Below are 14609 nucleotides of genomic sequence, written 5' to 3' on the forward strand. Positions count from 1 at the left end.
GCCGGTGAAAGCGGGGTATGACCGGAATGAACCGATGGCCTCGTGGCTTATCGCAGGGGCGTCAACCTCCCGGTTGTCGTCTGCATAGAGACGCATGTTTCGGTAGCCTGTATTTCCTGATGGAAAACAGCGCATTTATTGTGGGAACAGCTTCTGAAAATAGGTGCCAGATCTGATTCCATTTGCCGGCCAAACTGCTTACCGCAGCTCGCTAACTGCTTGATAAATCGCTTCGTCTTACGCCATTGCTGCGTTGTGACTCATCAGGCAAATATGATATTTCCGCAATTTCCCTTGTTTTTCAGGTAAACAGCGCGGAAAGCCGAAGCATTATTCCATTGCTGACACGCCGATAGCAAGGTGACTTTGCCTGTCAAAATGAAGTTATCACCCGCTCTGAGACAGCAATGTACGAAATTCGCGCATCGTCACTGTTACAGAAGCTGACTATTAACTTCATAAGTCAGACTCACAGTTAAGCATAGAAAAAGATGTGGCGCTATCTACCCACGCTCTTTAGAATTCTGGCACATGAAAACAGATAACCCATCAGTACAATTTTTGACGGTTTCCGACGAAGAGGCCGGTCAACGCATCGACAATTTTCTGCGCACGAAATTGAAAGGTGTGCCGAAAAGCATGATTTACCGTATTTTGCGCAAAGGTGAAGTACGCATAAATAAAAAGCGGGTGAAGCCGGAGTACAAATTGCTCGACGGCGACCTGATCCGCATCCCACCGGTGAGAACGTCCGAACGTGAAGATGCGCCGGTCTCCGCGGGGCTGGCCAAAGTGTCGGCATTGGCGGATTGCATCATTTATGAAGATGATTACCTGTTGGTGCTTAACAAGCCCTCAGGGACGGCTGTCCACGGAGGCAGTGGTCTCAGCTTTGGCGTGATCGAAGGTTTGAGGGCGCTGCGGCCTGAAGCCCGCTTCCTGGAACTGGTACACCGTTTAGATAGAGACACATCTGGTGTCCTATTAGTTGCTAAAAAACGGTCGGCTTTGCGTGCGCTTCATGAACAGCTGCGAAGCAAAGGGATGCAGAAAGATTATCTCGCGCTCGTGCGTGGGCAATGGCAATCGCATTGCAAAGTGGTGCAGGCACCACTGCTGAAGAATATCTTGCAAAGCGGTGAGCGTATTGTCCGAGTCAATAGTGAAGGAAAACCGTCTGAGACACGCTTTAAGGTCGAAGAGCGGTTCGAGCATGCGACTTTGGTCAAAGCGAGCCCAGTGACCGGGCGTACGCATCAGATCCGTGTACACACCCTCCATGCGGGCCATCCTATTGCATTCGACGATCGTTACGGCGATCGGGAGTTTGACAATCAACTGGCGAGTACGGGCCTTAAACGCCTGTTCCTGCACGCACAGGCTCTAAAATTCGAGCATCCCAACACCGGCGAGACGTTACGGGTAGAAGCACCGTTAGATGAGGCGTTACGCCGATGCCTGCAACGCTTACGCAACCATAAGCAGTAGTTGAGGACCGCACCTGGCGATGAGTCAGGTGCGGTAAAAATACGTGTCAGGCTATTAAAAGAGGGTTCACGCCTTCCTGTCGTAGCAGGTCGAGTAACGCAATCAGCGGTAGCCCGATGAGTGTATTGGGATCGCGTCCCGAAAGTCTTTCAAACAGCGTAATACCGAGGCCCTCGCACTTAAAGCTTCCCGCGCAGTCGAAAGGTCGTTCCTTCTCTATATAGTTATTTATCTCTTTATTCGTTAACGCGCGAAAATGGACCTCATAAGGCTCAACCAGAGAATGCATATGCGCGCTTTGGCTGTTATACAGCGCCAGTCCGGTATAAAAAGTAACGTGACGACTGCTAGCCTGACTCAACTGAGCGATAGCGCGATCACGATCGTGAGGCTTGCCGGTTATTTTTCCGTTCAACACACAGACTTGGTCGGAGCCTATAATTAGATGGTTGGGGTAGGCGTCAGCTAACGATCGCGCTTTGGACATCGCCAGACGTCTCACCAGGGTGGGTGCATCTTCCTCAGGACAGGGGGCTTCATCAACATTAGGTGATGCATACTGGAAAGGAATAGCGAGTTTTTCGAGTAATGCGCGACGGTATGGTGATGTTGATGCGAGAACAATATTAGGCATAGTTATTGTAAAATCGTGACCTGAACATGCGGCTTATTCTAAACTGCGTTTGGCGGCGGAGGCTAACCCTCACGAAAGTTTCCATTCCCCACCTTTTCCTTTGACTCTATGTCGTTACGACGCTAATATGCGCGCCCTATGCAAAAGGTAAAATTACCCTTAACCCTCGACGCGGCTCGCACTGCTCAAAAGCGTTTAGATTATGTTGGTGTCTATACAGCTGAACAGGTGATGCGTGTTGCCGAATCAGTGGTTAGTGTGGATAGCGATGTCGAAGCGGCTTTATCGTTCAACATTGATAATCAGCGTTTGGCTGTTATCGATGGACGTGCCGATGTGGCGGTAACCTTACGGTGCCAGCGCTGTGGCAAGCCTTTCGAACATCAGGTCCATGCCACGTTATGTTTTAGCCCGGTCATCAGTGATGAGCAGGCCGAAGCTCTGCCGGAAGCGTACGAACCGATTCAGGTCAATGAGTTCGGTGAAGTCGACTTGCTGGCGATGATAGAAGATGAAATTATTCTTTCATTGCCCATCGCACCGGTGCATGATTCTGAACACTGTGAAGTGTCCGAAGCGGACATGGTGTTTGGCAAACTGCCTGAAGAGGCGGAGAAACCAAATCCATTTGCCGTATTAGCTAGTTTAAAGCGTAAGTAATTGAAGGAGTAAGGTCCATGGCCGTACAACAGAATAAACCAACCCGTTCCAAACGTGGTATGCGTCGTGCTCACGATGCTCTGACCACAACTGCCGTATCCGTAGATAAAGTTTCTGGCGAAACTCATCTGCGTCACCACGTAACTGCGGATGGCTACTACCGCGGTCGCAAGGTCATTGCTAAGTAATTCCTGCTTAAACGCAAGGAAATGCTTTGACACGCCTAACTCTGGCGTTAGATGCAATGGGCGGGGACTTTGGCCCCTGCGTAACAGTGCCTGCTGCATTGCAGGCACTGGCTTCTAATCCCAATCTTTATCTGCTGCTGGTTGGCGATCCTACAACGCTCACTCCATTACTTAGCAAAGTCGATTCCTCCCTGTTTTCCCGTTTGGAAATCGTACCGGCTGAAACGGTAATAGCGGGCGATGCCAGACCATCTCAAGCTATCCGCGCCAGCCGAGGCTCTTCTATGCGTATTGCATTGGAGCTCATCAAGGAAGGGCGTGCACAGGCTTGCGTGAGTGCTGGAAACACCGGAGCGCTGATGGGGCTGGCCAAATTGCTGTTGAAGCCGGTTGATGGTATTGAACGTCCGGCGCTGGTAACCGTGTTGCCACATCAACAGCATGGGAAAACGGTCGTTTTGGATCTCGGTGCCAACGTGGAGTGCGACAGCACCATGCTAGTGCAGTTTGCTGTGATGGGCGCCGTCATGGCGGAAGAGGTTCTGGGACTCAGTAATCCCCGAGTGGCGCTGTTAAATATTGGCGAAGAAGAAAGTAAAGGGCTAAACAACATCCGCGGAGCTGCCGCGCGTTTGAAAGCGACATCGTCTATCAACTACATCGGTTATCTTGAAGGCAATGAGTTGCTGACCGGTAAAACGGATGTCATGGTGTGTGATGGGTTCGTTGGTAATGTCACGCTAAAGACGATGGAAGGCGTCGTTAGAATGTTTCTGTCTCTTCTGAAATCCTCATCAGGTTCAGATCGTAGACAAAAACAGTCTTGGTGGCTGAAATTATTGGGACGCTGGTTACAAAAACGTCTATCCAGGCGTTTTGGACACCTGAACCCTGACCACTATAACGGGGCTTGTCTGCTAGGATTACGTGGGACAGTGATAAAGAGCCATGGAGCTGCAAACCCGAATGCGTTTGCGGTAGCGATTGAACAGGCAGTGCAGACGGTACAACGACAGATTCCCGAAAGGATCGCCGCACGACTCACGTCTGTATTACCCAAAAGTGATTGAGCTTACATGTATACAAAAATTATTGGAACGGGAAGCTATTTGCCCGAACAAATCAGGTCGAATTCTGATTTAGAGAAAATGGTGGATACGTCCGACGAGTGGATCGTGACTCGCACCGGTATCCGCGAACGTCGAATCGCAGGGCCGGACGAAAGTGTGGCCACCATGGGTTTCCATGCGGCGCAAAAAGCGCTCGAAATGGCCGATATCGATAAAGACAAAGTCGGCTTGCTGATTGTTGCAACGACCTCTTCCAGTCATGCATTCCCGAGCTCAGCCTGCCAGGTTCAGCAGATGCTGGACATTCAGGACACGATTGCATTCGATTTGGCAGCGGCCTGTGCAGGTTTCACCTACGCGCTGAGCGTAGCTGACCAGTATGTTAAGAGTGGCTCCGTGGATTATGCTCTGGTGATCGGCGCCGACGCGTTGACGCGTACGCTGGATCCAGAAGATCGCGGAACGCTGATTCTGTTCGGCGACGGCGCAGGCGCCGTTGTGTTATCCCGCTCCGAAGAGCCGGGCATCCTCTCTACGCATCTGCATGCCGATGGCCGTTATGGTCAGCTTCTGTCTCTACCGTACCAGGCGCGCACTAACGAAACGCCGGAATACCTGACAATGGCGGGCAATGAAGTATTCAAAGTTGCTGTCAAAGAACTGGCTCACATCGTTGAAGAAACGCTGGTAGCGGCAAAACTGGACAAAACCGAGCTAGACTGGCTGGTTCCGCATCAGGCGAACCTGCGGATTATCAATGCGACGGCCAAAAAACTGGGCATGGGCATGGATAAAGTGGTGATTACGCTTGATCGTCATGGCAACACATCTGCCGCTTCAGTACCCGCGGCGTTGGATGAAGCTGTGCGCGACGGACGTATCAAACGCGGACAGCTGGTACTACTCGAAGCATTCGGCGGTGGATTTACCTGGGGTTCTGCTCTGGTTCGTTTTTGATTAAACAGGACTTTCTGATTATGACGCATTTTGCAATGGTGTTCCCGGGACAAGGTTCCCAATCAGTCGGCATGCTGGCTGAACTGGCGGAGACGAATCCGGTAGTCAAGGACACATTCGATGAAGCTTCCTCCGTGCTGGGTTACGACTTGTGGCAACTGGCCCAAGAGGGCCCGGTAGAAGAACTGAATAAAACCTGGCAGACGCAGCCGGCGCTATTGACCGCATCGGTCGCCATTTGGCGCGCCTGGCAGCAGCGGGGCGGTAAAACGCCCGCACTGATGGCAGGCCACAGCCTGGGCGAATATTCTGCTTTGGTTTGCGCTGGCGTAATGGACTTCAAGCAGGCGGTCAGCCTGGTGGAATTACGCGGCAAACTGATGCAGGAAGCGGTGCCGGAAAATACGGGCGCCATGTATGCCATTATCGGCCTCGATAACGACACCATCGCGGCGGCCTGTGCCGAAGCCGCTCAGGGACAAGTTGTCTCACCGGTGAACTTTAATTCTCCGGGGCAGGTGGTTATCGCAGGCAACAAAGAAGCTGTTGAGCGTGCCGGTGCCGCCTGTAAGGCTGCTGGAGCGAAACGAGCGCTACCGCTGCCGGTCAGCGTGCCTTCCCACTGCGCCCTGATGGAGCCTGCTGCACGTAATCTCGCGGAAGCGCTGGAGAATGTCACGTTCAACGCGCCCCAAATTCCTGTCGTGAACAATGTCGACGTCCGTGCTGAAACGTCGCCGGAAGCTATTCGAAGCGCGCTGGTGCGTCAGCTTTCCAACCCTGTCCGTTGGACAGAGTGCGTTGAGTACATCGCGGCGCAGGACGTACAGAAACTGCTAGAAGTTGGGCCGGGCAAAGTACTGACCGGGCTGACCAAACGAATCGTAGATACCCTGACTGCGTCTGCAGTCAATGATTCTGCTTCCTTATCAACAGCCCTTGATCAATAAACGGAATAGATGATGAGCTTTGACGGAAAAATTGTTCTCGTAACGGGTGCCAGCCGTGGCATCGGTCGTGCTATCGCTGAGTCACTGGTTGCGCGTGGCGCGAGAGTGATGGGGACGGCGACAAGCGAAAAAGGCGCCGCCGATATCAGCGCATGGCTGGGCGACAACGGTAAAGGTTATGTCCTGAATGTCGCGGATATGTCCTCGATCGAAGCGACTTTGGCTTCCATCAAGTCGGAATTCGGCGATATCGACATTTTGGTGAATAACGCGGGTATCACCCGTGATAATTTGCTGATTCGCATGAAAGACGAAGAGTGGCAGGATGTGCTGGATACGAACCTGCGTTCTGTATTTCGCTTGTCCAAAGCCGTTCTGCGTTCCATGATGAAAAAGCGTTTCGGCCGTATCATCACCATCGGTTCAGTGGTCGGCACCAGTGGCAACCCTGGGCAGTCCAACTATTCCGCTGCTAAAGCCGGGCTGGTTGGGTTTAGCAAATCGCTGGCGCAGGAAGTGGCCTCGCGTGGCGTAACCGTCAACGTTGTCGCGCCTGGTTTTATTGAAACCGATATGACGCGAGCATTGACAGATGAGCAGCGTGCGGGCATTTTGGCTGGTGTTCCTGCTGGACGCCTGGGTGATGCGAAAGAAATTGCCAGTGCTGTTACGTTCTTAGCTTCTGAAGAAGCGGGTTACATCACCGGTGAAACATTGCATGTTAATGGCGGCATGTATATGATCTGACACGTCAGATCATATTTGCTTGAATTTGCAGCGAAATCTGCAAAAAGCACAAAATCCTGGCTCGACCAGTACTGATTTTGTTGCATCTTTTTCAACATTTTATACACTACGAAAACCATCGCGAAAGCGAGTTTTGATAGGAAATTTAAGAGTATGAGCACTATCGAAGAACGCGTTAAGAAAATCATCGTTGAACAGCTGGGTGTTAAACCGGAAGAAGTCGTGAACAATGCTTCCTTCGTTGATGACCTCGGCGCTGATTCTCTTGACACCGTTGAGCTGGTAATGGCTCTGGAAGAAGAGTTTGATACCGAGATTCCAGACGAAGAAGCCGAAAAAATCACTACTGTTCAGGCAGCAATTGATTTCATCCAGGCAAACCAGCAGTAAATGAACATATCTAGGCGGTCATTCGACCGCCTAAGTTTCCTTTAATACCTCAGTATTTTCCCTCCCTGGAGGATCAGCGTGTCTAAGCGTCGTGTAGTTGTGACTGGTCTGGGCATGTTATCTCCTGTCGGCAACACAGTTGAGTCAACTTGGAAGGCTTTGCTTGCCGGTCAGAGTGGTATCAAACCCATCGATCATTTCGATACTAGTGCCTATGCAACACGTTTTGCAGGCTTAGTCGAAAACTTTAACAGTGAAGAATTCATCTCGCGTAAAGATGCTCGCAAGATGGATGCCTTCATTCAGTACGGCATCGTGGCCGGTATTCAGGCTATGAAAGATTCGGGCCTCGAAGTCACAGAAGCCAATGCCGGACGTATTGGTGCTGCCATTGGTTCGGGTATTGGCGGTCTGGGACTGATTGAGGAAAACCACGCGGCATTGGTACGTGGCGGCCCCCGTAAAATCAGTCCTTTCTTTGTCCCTTCCACCATCGTCAACATGGTTGCCGGTCATCTGACCATCATGTTGGGTCTGCAAGGTCCTAGCATCTCCATTGCGACGGCCTGTACTTCTGGCGTACACAACATCGGACATGCTGCCCGCATCATCGCTTATGGCGATGCTGACGCGATGCTGGCCGGTGGTGCAGAAAAAGCAAGTACTCCGTTAGGTGTGGGTGGTTTTGGCGCAGCTCGTGCGCTTTCAACCCGCAACGACGATCCGCAGGCGGCAAGCCGTCCGTGGGATAAAGACCGGGACGGTTTCGTTCTGGGCGACGGCGCTGGTATTATGGTGCTGGAAGAGTATGAGCATGCGAAACGTCGTGGCGCTAAAATTTATGCTGAAATCACTGGTTTCGGCATGAGCAGTGATGCGTACCACATGACGTCACCGCCGTCGGATGGTTCTGGTGCCGCGATGGCAATGGTCAACGCGTTTCGCGATGCCAATATCACTGCGGAACAAGTGGGCTATATCAACGCGCACGGCACGTCGACCCCGGTCGGCGATAAAGCCGAAACTCAGGCGGTCAAGTCTGTCTTTGGCGCGAGCGCGTCACGCGTGATGGTCAGTTCGACCAAGTCAATGACTGGTCACCTGCTGGGTGCGGCTGGTGCAGTGGAATCCATTATGTGTGTTCTTGCGCTGCGCGATCAGGCAATCCCGCCGACGATCAACCTCGATAACCCGGATGAGGGTTGCGACCTGGACTTCGTGCCGCATGAAGCTCGTCAGGTTTCAGGCATGGAATACGTGCTGTGTAACTCCTTCGGATTTGGTGGTACCAATGGTTCATTGGTCTTCCGCAAAGTCTGACGTGTGAGCTTGATGAAAGCCCGGATCTTCCGGGCTTTTTTTTATCTGAAGAAAATCAGCTAGGGTTATTTTTCCCTGTCCGCTAGTCTGGACTCTCTCTTGTTCTTCTAAAGAGGAAGTGAATATATGTGGTTGATTAATGGGGTGTTAGAGCAAAATTTGCCGGCATCTGACCGCAGCGTGCAGTACGGCGACGGTTGTTTTACCACGGCCCGTGTGCTCAACGGCCGTGTGGTATGGCTCGAACGCCATATCCAACGGCTCCAGCATGCGGCGAAGGTACTTATGTTCCCGGAAATCTACTGGGATCGGCTGTCGGCAGAGATGCAACAGGCTGCCGAAGGCAAGGCGAGCGCAGTGGTAAAAGCGGTCGTGACGCGTGGGGTCGGGGGAAGGGGGTATAGTCCTCAGGGATGTAAGGCACCAGTGAGGATGATCATGAATACGGCTTATCCCGCGCATTACGAGCACTGGCGCAGGGATGGCATCTCTTTAGCGCTCAGCCCGGTAAGATTAGCGCGAAGCCCACTCCTTGCCGGCATAAAACATCTTAATCGTCTCGAACAGGTGATGATCCGCCGACACCTTGACCAGCAAGAGGCTGACGAGGCTCTGGTGCTTGACACTCAGGACAGGCTAGTGGAATGCTGTGCGGCCAATTTATTCTGGCGCTGCGGCAAACAGGTGTTTACCCCGGACGTTTCGCAGTCCGGCGTCGATGGCCTGACGCGTCGCCATGTTATGGAATTGCTGGAGCAATCGGACTATCAGCTGCAGGTCGTCTCCGCGCCGTTGGAAGCATTGGCAACGGCTGACGAAGTGATTATCTGTAATGCTTTGATGCCACTCATTTCTGTCAACCGGGCTGAAGCCTGGTGTTATCGCTCACGAGAGTTGTATGACTTTCTGAGCCCTAACTGTGAGTAATAGAATGTTATGAAGAGATTGAAAATCGGGATCGGATGTATTGGTCTGGTGGTCGTTGGCGCCATTGCCCTGTGGAAACAGGTGCAGCAGTTCGCCGCCGCTCCGCTGAAGATCACTCAGGAAACCATTTTTACTCTCCCGGCGGGAGCGGGTCACGACGCGCTGGAACAGCAACTGGCGCAACAGCAGATTCTGTCTGCCAGCTGGCGTTTCCCCGTATTGTTGCGGTTGGAGCCCGATCTGGCCAACTTTAAAGCCGGTACCTACCGCCTTCAGCCCGGAATGACGGTTCGCCAAATGTTGGCCTTGCTGGACAGCGGTAAAGAGGCGCAGTTCGCCATCCGCTTTGTTGAAGGATCGCGACTACGTGACTGGCTGGCGGCGATACAGCAGGCGCCGTACCTCAAAAAAACGTTGACCGGCAAGAGCACTCAAGAGATTGCCGAGACGCTGGGTATCAAGGATCTAAGTAATCCTGAGGGCTGGTTTTATCCGGACACCTATCTGCACACTGCGGGCATGACGGATAAAGCTGTGCTGACGCGGGCCTACCAGCGTATGGATAAAATCGTCGACGAAGTCTGGCAGGGACGTCAGGACGGACTGCCCTACAAAAACAAGGAAGAATTGCTGACGATGGCGTCGATCATCGAAAAGGAAACCGCTATTGGCAGCGAAAGAGCCTTGATTGCATCCGTATTCATCAATCGCCTACGGATAGGAATGCGCTTGCAGACGGATCCTACGGTGATTTACGGCATGGGAGAACGCTATAATGGCACCATCACGCGCAGCGCTCTGGATACGCCGACACCCTATAACACCTACGTCATTAGTGGTCTGCCGCCGACGCCGATAGCCATGCCGGGAAAAGCGTCGTTGGACGCGGCGGCGCATCCGGAAAAAACGCACTATCTCTATTTTGTTGCGGATGGAAAGGGGGGACATACGTTCACCACCAATTTATCCGACCATAATCGCGCGGTACGGGAATACCGTAACGCGTCGGTAGCCGTAAAGGAAAAGCATGCACAGTAAATTCATCGTCATCGAAGGGCTGGAAGGGGCCGGAAAAACCAGCGCTCGTAATGTGGTGGTGGCCACCCTGCGTCAGTTTGGCATCGAAGATGTCGTCTTCACCCGTGAGCCGGGCGGTACGCCGCTGGCTGAGCAATTGCGAACCCTGATTAAACAAGGGATTGAAGGTGAAAAACTGACGGACAAAGCCGAACTGTTGATGCTCTACGCCGCGCGCGTCCAATTAGTGGAAAACGTGATTAAGCCTGCCTTGCAGCGAGGCGCCTGGGTGGTTGGCGATCGTCATGATCTCTCTTCTCAGGCTTATCAGGGCGGAGGTCGCGGAATGGATCAAGCCTTGATGACGTCACTGCGCGATACGGTGCTGGGAGATTTTCGCCCTGACATGACTCTCTATCTCGATCTTCCTCCCGCCGTTGGCTTACAGCGTGCGCGTCAGCGCGGTGCGCTCGATCGTATTGAGCAGGAGTCGCTGGCGTTCTTCGACCGTACCCGAGCCCGCTATCAGGCGCTTGCCGCTGCCGACTCCAGTATTGTGACGATCGATGCCGGGCAAACGCTGGAGAACGTGAGTCAAGATATCCATCAGGCGCTTGCCGAGTGGCTGACGCATCTTGGCCTGACCTGCGGAGAACCGGGCTGATGGAGTGGTACCCGTGGCTGAATGCGCCCTACCGCCAACTGTTGACGCAGCACCAAGCGGGTCGAGGTCACCATGCGCTGCTTATTCATGCGCTGGCCGGAATGGGCGAGTCTTCCCTGAGCTATGCCTTGAGCCGCTGGTTAATGTGCCAACAGCCTGAGGGGATGAAAAGCTGCGGGCATTGCCACTCATGCCAGTTAATGAGTGCGGGCACGCATCCGGACTGGCACACCATCACCGTGGAAAAAGGCAAGCAGAGCCTGGGTGTGGATGCGGTGCGGACGGTGCTCGAAAAAGTGTATCAGCGCTCGCGGCAGGGCGGGGCGAAAGTTGTCAGCCTGCCTCAGGCTGAGTTATTGACCGAAGCGGCGGCTAACGCCTTGTTGAAAACGCTGGAGGAGCCGCCTCAGGAAACCTATTTCATTCTGGGTTGCCGGGAGCCGTCGCGGCTATTGGCGACGCTGCGCAGCCGGTGTTCTTACTATTACTTGCCTGTCCCTGAGGAAGCGCACGCCATGCATTGGCTGCGTCAACGCGGACATACGGACGAGCCGGCGTTGCATACAGCGCTGAGACTGTATGCGGGAGCGCCACTGGCGGCGGAACATCTGCTGCAACCGGGACAATGGAAACCTCGCCTCACGCTGTGTCAGTCGCTCTCGACCTGTCTGGCTCGGCGGGACATGTTATCGCTGGTGACGCCACTGAACGGAGACGACACCGATGAACGTATTCATTGGGTCGCTTCGCTATTTTTAGATGCGTTGAAATGTCATCAGAGCGCAAGTACACATCTGGTCAATCAGGATCAGCTTGCGCTGGTCGAACAGCTGGCGAGGGCGTTGACGCCTGACCAATTGTTATTCGCGCTGCGGCGTTGGCTGCAGTGTCGCCACCAGCTCCGCACTATCACGGGAGCCAATCGGGAACTGCTGCTGACCTCGCTGTTGCTCGACTGGGAACAGAGTTTATCTGAACCGTCTCCCCGGTTACCTCATCCATTTATTGCCTAAAACTATCGGATCGCCATTATGTTGTTAGTTGATTCCCACTGCCATCTCGATGGTCTTGATTATCAGTCTCTGCACCGAGACGTCTCTGATGTGCTGACGAAAGCCGAAGAGCGGGATGTCCGTTTCTTCCTGGCCGTCGCGACGACGTTGCCGGGCTTCCGCTCGATGAAAACCTTGATCGGCGAAAGGAACAACGTCGCCTTTTCCTGCGGCGTGCACCCTCTCAGCATGGAAGAACCTTATGATTACGCTGAATTGCGTGAGCTGGCTGCGTTGCCGGAGGTGGTTGCGCTGGGTGAGACCGGTCTGGATTACCACTATGAACAGGACCCGGAGGCCATCGGCCGTCAGCAGGCCTCGTTCCGCGAGCATATTCGTATCGGACGTGAGTTGAACAAGCCGGTTATCGTCCATACGCGTTCAGCGCGTGCTGATACGCTGGCGATTCTGGCGGAGGAACGAGCCAACGAATGCCGCGGGGTTTTGCACTGCTTCACCGAAGATAAAGACACCGCGGAGAAACTGCTGGATATGGGATTCTATATCTCATTTTCCGGTATCGTGACCTTCCGCACCGCGGAAGCGCTGCGCGAGGTGGCGCGGTATGTGCCGCTGGATCGTATGCTGATCGAAACGGACTCTCCCTGGTTGGCGCCGGTGCCGTATCGCGGCAAAGAGAACCAGCCAGCCTATGTTCGCGATGTGGCGGAGTATCTTGCTGTGCTTAAAAATGTTAGCGTCGATACGCTGGCTGAAACCACCAGCGCTAACTTTGCAGACCTTTTCCACATCGACCCTGCACAGTTGACCCCCCCTAATGGTGGATAAGAATGGTTGGGTTTTTTCGAACCCCGTAATTAATTGGGCTGATAGGTAGTCTGTCTCCAGAAAGATGCCTGGAGTTTGTTTGGGTTTTTAGATATTGATCACAAAAAATGCAACTTCCGTAATATATACAGCGTGTTGTTGTGTTGAAACGTGACAGCTATCAAACATTCGGCTCAACATTTATTTTACTCTGCGTAAAAAATAAAAGGATGCTGAGACATCCTTAGCACTCTGAAGGATATCCTCCCACCTTCGCATGACGTATCAGAAGTAAAGCACTATCACTCAGGAGCACACTCAATTATGTTCAAGAATGCATTTGCAAACCTGCAGAAAGTAGGTAAATCGCTAATGCTGCCGGTATCCGTGCTGCCCATCGCAGGTATTCTGCTGGGCGTCGGTGCGGCCAATTTTAGCTGGTTGCCCGCCGTTGTTTCTCACGTAATGGCGGAAGCGGGTGGATCTGTCTTTGCCAATATGCCGTTGATCTTCGCCATCGGCGTGGCGTTGGGATTCACGAATAACGACGGGGTTTCCGCCCTCGCCGCCGTGGTTGCCTACGGCATCATGGTGAAAACGTTGTCTGTGGTTGCACCGCTTGTCCTGCATATGCCTGCAGAAGAGATTGCCGCGAAGCATCTGGCTGATACCGGGGTTCTCGGCGGGATCATCGCCGGCTCCATCGCGGCCTATATGTTCAACCGTTTCTACCGCATCAAGCTGCCTGAATATCTGGGCTTCTTTGCCGGTAAACGTTTTGTGCCGATCATCTCTGGTCTGTGCGCCATTCTGCTGGGTGTGGTGCTGTCCTTCGTTTGGCCGCCGATTGGTACGGCGATTCAGGAATTCTCTCAGTGGGCCGCTTACCAGAACCCGGTGGTGGCGTTTGGTTTGTATGGTCTGATTGAACGTTCTCTGGTGCCGTTTGGTCTGCACCACATCTGGAACGTTCCTTTCCAGATGCAGATTGGTGAATACACTAACGCAGCGGGTCAGGTTTTCCACGGTGATATCCCTCGCTACATGGCGGGCGACCCGACCGCGGGTAAACTGTCCGGCGGCTTCCTGTTCAAAATGTACGGTCTGCCGGCAGCGGCGATTGCTATCTGGCACTCCGCACGACCAGAAAACCGTGCCAAAGTCGCTGGTATCATGATTTCAGCTGCGCTGACGGCATTTCTGACCGGGATCACCGAGCCGATTGAATTCTCCTTCATGTTTGTCGCGCCGTTGCTGTATGTCATCCACGCCATTCTGGCTGGACTGGCGTTCCCGATCTGTATCCTGTTAGGGATGCGTGACGGTACCAGCTTCTCGCATGGTCTCATCGACTTCATCGTCCTGAGCGGTAACGGCAGCAAACTGTGGCTGTTCCCGATCGTCGGTCTGGGCTACGCGCTGGTGTATTACACACTCTTCCGCGTACTGATTGCCAAACTGAATCTGAAAACGCCGGGTCGCGAAGCAGCGTCAGAAGACAAATCTGTTGCTGGCGGCGGTGAAATGGCGGCGGCGCTGGTGACGGCGTTCGGCGGTAAAGACAACATTACCAACCTGGATGCGTGTATCACGCGTCTGCGTGTCAGCGTAGCGGATGTCACCAAAGTGGATCAGGCGGGTCTGAAAAGCCTGGGTGCTGCGGGCGTCGTTGTCGCAGGCTCAGGGGTGCAGGCTATCTTCGGTACCAAGTCTGATAACCTGAAAACGGATATGGACGACTTTATCCGCAACAGCTGATAGCCAGACTGTAAACGTA

General features: G+C 53.3%; 16 protein-coding genes. 15 read left to right on the forward strand and 1 reads right to left on the reverse strand.

The genetic code is table 11. The features are described 5' to 3' along the window. Positions 1-531: 531 nt before the first annotated feature. A complete protein-coding gene (rluC, locus tag CKQ53_RS12270) occupies positions 532-1488 on the forward strand; it encodes a 23S rRNA pseudouridine(955/2504/2580) synthase RluC (RefSeq protein ID WP_085650886.1) in 957 nt (318 codons plus the stop codon). A gap of 46 nt (positions 1489-1534) precedes the next feature. Here rluC and CKQ53_RS12275 read toward each other — a convergent pair whose 3' ends face one another. Then, positions 1535-2122 carry a Maf family protein gene (locus tag CKQ53_RS12275; protein ID WP_085650885.1) on the reverse strand — a complete coding sequence of 196 codons (588 nt, stop codon included), beginning with the start codon at positions 2120-2122 and terminating at the stop codon, positions 1535-1537. A 138-nt stretch (positions 2123-2260) separates the two neighbouring features. On the opposite strand from CKQ53_RS12275, the gene yceD reads away from it, so the two are divergent. The 14 genes from yceD to ptsG all read left to right on the forward strand — a co-directional run bounded on the left by yceD (position 2261) and on the right by ptsG (position 14590). Further along, on the forward strand, positions 2261-2782 hold the full coding sequence (gene yceD, locus CKQ53_RS12280; protein ID WP_026740383.1) for a 23S rRNA accumulation protein YceD: 522 nt from the start codon (positions 2261-2263) through the stop codon (positions 2780-2782). Positions 2783-2799: 17 nt separating this feature from the next. Then, complete coding sequence (rpmF, locus tag CKQ53_RS12285; RefSeq protein WP_026740382.1) at positions 2800-2970, forward strand: 50S ribosomal protein L32; 171 nt, start codon at positions 2800-2802, stop codon at positions 2968-2970. Positions 2971-2996: 26 nt separating this feature from the next. Beyond that, positions 2997-4040 carry a phosphate acyltransferase PlsX gene (plsX, locus tag CKQ53_RS12290; protein WP_085650884.1) on the forward strand — a complete coding sequence of 348 codons (1044 nt, stop codon included), beginning with the start codon at positions 2997-2999 and terminating at the stop codon, positions 4038-4040. 6 nt (positions 4041-4046) lie between these two features. Beyond that, entirely contained in the window at positions 4047-4997 is a 951-nt protein-coding gene (locus CKQ53_RS12295; protein ID WP_085650883.1) for a beta-ketoacyl-ACP synthase III, read from the forward strand. A 20-nt stretch (positions 4998-5017) separates the two neighbouring features. Then, the gene (fabD, locus tag CKQ53_RS12300) at positions 5018-5947 is read left to right on the forward strand and encodes an ACP S-malonyltransferase (RefSeq protein ID WP_118895307.1); all 930 of its coding nucleotides are present in this window, start codon (positions 5018-5020) and stop codon (positions 5945-5947) included. Between the two features lie 12 nt (positions 5948-5959). Then, positions 5960-6694, forward strand: a complete 735-nt coding sequence (gene fabG, locus CKQ53_RS12305) for a 3-oxoacyl-ACP reductase FabG (RefSeq protein ID WP_085650882.1) — start codon at positions 5960-5962, stop codon at positions 6692-6694. Between the two features lie 153 nt (positions 6695-6847). After that, a complete protein-coding gene (gene acpP / locus CKQ53_RS12310) occupies positions 6848-7084 on the forward strand; it encodes an acyl carrier protein (protein ID WP_012765204.1) in 237 nt (78 codons plus the stop codon). A gap of 78 nt (positions 7085-7162) precedes the next feature. Continuing rightward, positions 7163-8404, forward strand: coding sequence for a beta-ketoacyl-ACP synthase II (gene fabF, locus CKQ53_RS12315; protein WP_085650881.1), 1242 nt, complete (start codon positions 7163-7165; stop codon positions 8402-8404). Positions 8405-8530: 126 nt separating this feature from the next. Further along, positions 8531-9331, forward strand: coding sequence for an aminodeoxychorismate lyase (gene pabC / locus CKQ53_RS12320; RefSeq protein ID WP_094117968.1), 801 nt, complete (start codon positions 8531-8533; stop codon positions 9329-9331). A 9-nt stretch (positions 9332-9340) separates the two neighbouring features. After that, complete coding sequence (gene mltG / locus CKQ53_RS12325) at positions 9341-10369, forward strand: endolytic transglycosylase MltG (protein ID WP_085650879.1); 1029 nt, start codon at positions 9341-9343, stop codon at positions 10367-10369. After that, complete coding sequence (gene tmk / locus CKQ53_RS12330; protein WP_094117969.1) at positions 10359-11012, forward strand: dTMP kinase; 654 nt, start codon at positions 10359-10361, stop codon at positions 11010-11012. The genes mltG and tmk overlap by 11 nt, the downstream gene beginning before the upstream one ends. Further along, complete coding sequence (holB, locus tag CKQ53_RS12335) at positions 11012-12025, forward strand: DNA polymerase III subunit delta' (protein ID WP_094117970.1); 1014 nt, start codon at positions 11012-11014, stop codon at positions 12023-12025. Before tmk ends, holB begins: the two co-directional genes overlap by 1 nt. 18 nt (positions 12026-12043) lie before the next feature. Beyond that, positions 12044-12853 (forward strand): metal-dependent hydrolase, encoded by an 810-nt coding sequence (locus tag CKQ53_RS12340; protein ID WP_085650876.1) that lies wholly within the window; start codon positions 12044-12046, stop codon positions 12851-12853. Between the two features lie 303 nt (positions 12854-13156). Then, complete coding sequence (gene ptsG / locus CKQ53_RS12345) at positions 13157-14590, forward strand: PTS glucose transporter subunit IIBC (RefSeq protein WP_085650875.1); 1434 nt, start codon at positions 13157-13159, stop codon at positions 14588-14590. The last annotated feature ends 19 nt before the right edge of the window (positions 14591-14609 follow it).

Source organism: Lonsdalea britannica, assembly GCF_003515985.1.
GTDB classification, from domain to species: Bacteria; Pseudomonadota; Gammaproteobacteria; order Enterobacterales; family Enterobacteriaceae; genus Lonsdalea; species Lonsdalea britannica.